The organism is Candidatus Zixiibacteriota bacterium (genome assembly GCA_014728145.1).
Classification (GTDB): Bacteria; Zixibacteria; MSB-5A5; order JAABVY01; family JAABVY01; genus WJMC01.
Genome location: WJMC01000017.1, coordinates 1 through 5,624 on the forward strand (window position 1 = coordinate 1; position 5,624 = coordinate 5,624).

Genomic DNA, 5,624 nt, shown 5'->3' on the forward strand with positions numbered 1-5,624 from the left:
AGACTCCTGAGCCTGAATTGTCACCTGACGATTGTTTGTAACACTCCTGTCATCGCGAGCAACTGCAAGAAGCTCGGCGCGCTTGATGTATCAGATTGCTTCGTCCCTGCACTCCCTGCAATGACATGGACACGCAGTCGTCATTTTGACCGAGGACACTGATCTTGATAGGGGGACGAGCTGAGAAATCTCGATCATTGGATTTTAATGGCAGGTCACAATCTCCCGACTAAAGTCAAGAACTCAAGACCTGCCATAACAATAGTCGGGATCCTCATGTCGTAATCTCGCCCAAGCGTGATTCCTCCTCAGGATGACGATACTAATAGTGCCCGGCAGACGCCCACATCTGCCGTGCGAAGATTACCCTCCTCAAAATCCAAAAATCAGACCGTGTTTCTCCGGCGTTCCTGCTCGAGTTCTGCCCACAGATCATAAGCCCGGCGCACATGCGGGATAGTAATCGATCCCCCCACAACCAGTATGATCGAGATCAGCTCATCGAACTCCGCACGAGTTACACCCTCCTCAAAACATCGGTCGACATGGTAGCTGATGCAGTCATCGCAGCGCAGAACAGCCGAAGCCACCAGCCCCATCATCTCCTTGACCCTGGTTGACAGGGCACCGTCGCTGTAAACCGCGTTATCGAGTGTGAAGAAACGTTTTATGTGAGTGTTCTCAGTCGAAAGTATCAGTTTATTGAGACGCTCTCGTTCAGTTTTGAATCTCTCCAGTCTATCGCCCATAAAACCTCCAATTAAACAAAACTTATTATTGATCCGTCGGTTATAACCTGTAAATCAATCAAACACGAAAGCTTCTGGCAAGTTTCTTTTCTTGCCAGATCGGCTTTCAGGCATATAATAAGGTTTATGAGCAAACGGCTGATTTATATTCTATTGGCATTATTCACCGCAATTATTGCCGGATGCGGTGATGATCTCATAGTCGAGGACCCTCCCCGCAACCTGCTCTTCTGGGATCCGCCGGAGGATTTCAAGCCGTCATATATCCGCCAGGACGAGTCCGGAACATACTGGGGACTGTTTGTCTCGCGCAGGTATTCCGGCAAACACAACCTCTGGATAGTCAACTCAACCGACCGGGAGAAATGGGTCAACCCGTTGCTGGTAGAAAATGCCTACTATTTCGAGGATCTCGATTTCGAGGTCAGAAATGACAGCCTGTTTTTCATATATTACGAGATTGCGCCTGAGTATTTTCCCGACCATGGTCTCGGTCTGGCCGAGTTTGTCGACTACAAGGACGAACTCGAGCTGTCGTATGCGCTTAACGATTTGAGGGCGGATCGCGATATCGACAGCATTCCCGACAATGTCGAGGCCGAGCTTTTGCTGTCTAATCGCCTTCCGGATACCGATCTGGACGGCAAACTCGACCGCAGAGATATGTGCCCGCATTCCAAGCCGATCGCGCAGACAACAAAACATAAGATTATTGAGATTATCTTGAAGGAAATCCTGGTCTCCTCCGGGCTGGACACACTTGAAATCGAAATCGATCAGGCCTGGAGCCGGTTTTTCGGCATCACCACCCTTAAGGAATCGTATCCCTTTTATGTATCATTGTCCGAGGAATGGGATATTCCGGAGTTCGTGGGCTTCCCGATGCCCCTGGTAATCACCAAGTCACCGCTCTGGTTCTATGACCGCCAGCGGTATAAAGGCTTCTATGACGGCACTATTCCACATATCGACATCAAGGAAATCGAAAAGATCTTCATGCGGAATTATGCCACCGCGCTGGTCAGAATCCATATCGATCCACAAAACACCAACGATTACGAGTTTGTTTTAAGCGAAAAGGATGGTCTCTGGCAGGTCGATAAAACCCTCCTGATCGAATCCGAAGATACTGAATCAGAAGAGGATACGGCACAAGAGTAAACCACCCATAATCACCGGTTATATCCACAACCCATTGTCTGCCAACTAAATATTTCATTTTTTTACACTTTTTGGAAACTATTTCAGGTTGATTTCCGTTTAACACTCTAAACAAGAGAATAATAGTCTTATTTCAAAATCTACTAACCGACTCAGGAGGTCAAAATGTTTAAGAAAGTTTTTGCGATTTTTGTCGCTGTCATGATGATTTCAGCCGTGTCAGCTTTTGCCTGCGGTGGTGACAAGACCGCCAATGCCGAAAAGGTTTCCTCCAAGAAGTATGCCTGTGGCGATAAGGGCTCGACCAAGACCGCTGATGCCGGCAAGGATGCTTCTGTTGTTAAGAACGCTTCTGTCAAAAAGGCTGATGGCAGTTGTTCTTCTGTCAAGAAGGCTTCCGCCACCAAGACCGCTTCTGACGGCAAGTCCAGTTGCCCGGTAACTGCCGCCAAGATGGCCGCCGCCAAGAAGTCCTGTGACGGCGAGAAGTCTTCAGCTGTCAAGACCGCTTCCGCAAAAAGCGATGAGTGCACACACACTTCCGCCAAGAAGGCCTCGGCTTCTACCGACAAGGTCTGCCCGGTAACCGGTAAGACTTGCGACGGCGAGAAGATCAAAGTCGAAAAGACTAAACTCGAAGCTGACAAAACCGTCATGGCCGACGAAAAGAAGTCTGACGAGAAAATGTAAATTTCTGTAACAGTCTCGACTCCTGAATAAAACGTCTTCCAGTTTCTGGAAGGCGTTTTTTTTATGCGCAATTCTTCTGTATTTTATGTAGTGCAAAAATTGACATCGTCGCCTTACGGTGCTATATTTTAAAAGATAAAAACGAGATATTCTCTAAAGCCCATACCCACCGGAGGATTTCGCCATGAAAACATATCTGCCCCTTGTAACAGTCGGCATCTGCTTGATCGTCTTTGCAATTATAACCTGCAGTTCGGGGGGTGATTCCACCGGCCCGGGATACACCGCGGTTGACTTAAACGGAGAAATTGAGTTTGTCAGCCAGAGCGGGATCGACCTCGACAGTGTCGAAATCGGATTTGGCAACAGCACAACGACCCTCGATTCAAGCGAGAATTTCACTATCACCGGTAACCAGGGAGTACCTGGCCTGATGATCGCCACCGACCTGACCGATTCTGTTCCGCTTCTAATGTCAGTGGTCGCCGATCCTCGCGAGAATATGACAAATCGTGTAAACTTGCGTTCCACCGCGCTGGCGCTGGTTTATCTCAATCCTATGGTTTGCCTGGCTGATGCCGAGGCCTGTTCGACTTCTCTGGAGATGATCGAGGACCTGCCCGAATTCTCAGCCCTCGAAAACCTGCTGTCGAGCAAACTTGCCTCCGATCCGAAAGCACTGGCAACCGAAGATCAGCAGATTCAACAGGCGGTTGTCGATGTCGTTTTAGCTTATTTCGAGGAGTTTCCGGATGTTGCCGACACGAATCTCACATTACAGAAAGAACGTTTCGGCAAACTCGTGAATCTATTTAATGACGGCACGATCATCTCACCTGTTTACTCCAGTGGCCACCAGATAAAGCACAAGAGCGGAACTGAATTCGAAGTCACCAATGCCTACGGCCGCTGGGCTTATATGCTTCTCCCGAATGGTACCAAGAAGCTATTGCCTCCCAACGGCACCATGTTCGATTTTATCAAGGATGGTGTTCCCTGGGCGCCCTCCACAACCAAGTTTAACCTGACTGTACCCGGGGGAGCCGATACACAGAGAGTCCATATTTATGGCTTCGGGTTCGATAGCGACGCTGACAACCTGTGGGACAACCTGGGCGATGATGAAAAAGATATGGCGATAACCGCCGGAGGCGTAACGATCATCTTTGAATTCTGCGGTCATATCCTCTCGCTTTACGGCAACTCCAAAAGCTTCGATATCCAGACCGGGCTGAAGCAGTCCTATGACGATCACTGGGGAATTCAGTTACTCAGCTTTATCACCGGTGATGTCAAGTTCATGGCAGATATCACCAAACTGATTAAACAGAAGAAATATGGCGAACTGTTTTACACTTTTGCCAAGCAGGTCCTTTACAAATTTGCCTACGATCCGGCCTACCGGGAGTTCTGGCTCAAGCAGGCCGGCTACACATTCAGCGAAGAAGCACTCGGTCGCCTGACCGGCCTGGTAGTCACACCAGCTGTTTCAGCACCGGTTATGGGGGTCATGATCGGTAACAACCTGACCTCGGTAGCGAAAACCTGGACCGGACTCACCTCCAGCCGTTTCAAGACCAGCTTCAAGATCTGGAAAGAGATCGGCGATTTCGGCAATGTCACCGGCGGTGTCTACGACAAGGACAATGGTGCCCCGATCAAGGGTGCCACTGTGAATCTTTTGGGCGACGACCAGAACCCGATCGACACCTGGCATAGCTACACCACCGACGAGGATGGTGGTTTCTACTTCGAAAACATCACTGTCGGAGAAAAAACCCTGCAGGCAACAAAAACCGGTTACAATGCCGGACAGGCAGATGTCACAATCGTCAAGGACAGGATCCTGACCAAAAACATCGAAATGGAGAAAATCGCCGCCACCGTAGAGGGTCGCATTTTAAATGAAGTCAAGATCGGCAATGACCTGAGCGACAGCCTGTTTACCAAAGAAGTCAACCTGCGTATCAGGGAAGTCGGGGGAGAAAACAGGAGCGAATCTTACTACGAAGCCGACGGTCAGTATTCACTGCGGGTCTCACCGGGGACATGGTATGTCGTAGTTGAACACGAGGACTATTACAATGATTCCGTCAAGGTGACTGTGACGGAGGACAAGGTCATGAAGATGGATGACCTGGTGTTGAAACCGATCCTGAGCATGAGCATAAGTTTTTACGTCGATATGGATTTCGACGGCAGTTACGAATCACAATACAATATCGATTTCGAACGGATCAGTTTCTCCAAGGTGGTTGATCCCTCACAGAGCGGTTTGGCCTGCCCCACCGGATCGTCAGCCGACATCATCTTAATTGTTGCCGAAAAGGTAGCTACCGAAGACCTGGTCACGCTCATTATCAACCTGGACAAGGTCAGGGAAAGCGACTATTATAATCTCGGCTCGATCTCCGATGCTGTCTGTCGTGGCACAAATATGGGCGGTACCGCCGTCTATATCACCAGCAGGTTTTTGTGTACGGAATCAGGTGGATCGGATACTGATCCGATGTTCTTCGGATGGCCGGCCGGACCATACTATGACAGCAAATGCAAATGCGGAGTGGGCAATATGGGAAATATGGTGTTCACCTCGTTTGGAAATAACATCACTGACAAGATCGAAGGCGCAGTTACAGCCACATTGCCCGGCTGGGCTAACTGCGAATGCGAACCGATCGACACCGATGGCGACGGCACTGATGATGACTGGGAAGTGGTTTGCGCCAAAGCCTATATGGATATTGAAATTAAAGGGATTGTCGGAACAGAGTACATGATGCAGGAGACTGCCAAAACGAATTTCGGACCTCTCGATTCACACAGCATCTTACAGTTAATATCCGATCAAAAATAGATGAAGAAAACAGAGCCCGTCAAAATTGACGGGCTCTTTCTTTTCAAAATACTACTGGATCGGACAACCTTTTGGATTTGCATCCACGATTTCAAACGGTTTGCCGCTCTGGTCGCATTCGATGATTTGGGCCAGCAAATTTCTTTCCTTACTCTTGTCATTGCCAA

General features: G+C 49.0%; 4 protein-coding genes. 3 read left to right on the top strand and 1 reads right to left on the bottom strand.

Features of this window, described 5'->3' with window-relative positions:
• Positions 1-386: 386 nt before the first annotated feature.
• Complete coding sequence (locus tag GF404_00785) at positions 387-749, bottom strand: carboxymuconolactone decarboxylase family protein (protein ID MBD3380708.1); 363 nt, start codon at positions 747-749, stop codon at positions 387-389.
• 126 nt (positions 750-875) lie between these two features.
• On the opposite strand from GF404_00785, the gene GF404_00790 reads away from it, so the two are divergent.
• From GF404_00790 to GF404_00800, 3 genes are all read left to right on the top strand, one after another.
• Positions 876-1,910, top strand: coding sequence for a hypothetical protein (locus GF404_00790; protein ID MBD3380709.1), 1,035 nt, complete (start codon positions 876-878; stop codon positions 1,908-1,910).
• Positions 1,911-2,075: 165 nt separating this feature from the next.
• A complete protein-coding gene (locus GF404_00795) occupies positions 2,076-2,600 on the top strand; it encodes a hypothetical protein (GenBank protein MBD3380710.1) in 525 nt (174 codons plus the stop codon).
• Between the two features lie 184 nt (positions 2,601-2,784).
• On the top strand, positions 2,785-5,457 hold the full coding sequence (locus GF404_00800) for a hypothetical protein (protein MBD3380711.1): 2,673 nt from the start codon (positions 2,785-2,787) through the stop codon (positions 5,455-5,457).
• Positions 5,458-5,624 lie beyond the last annotated feature (167 nt).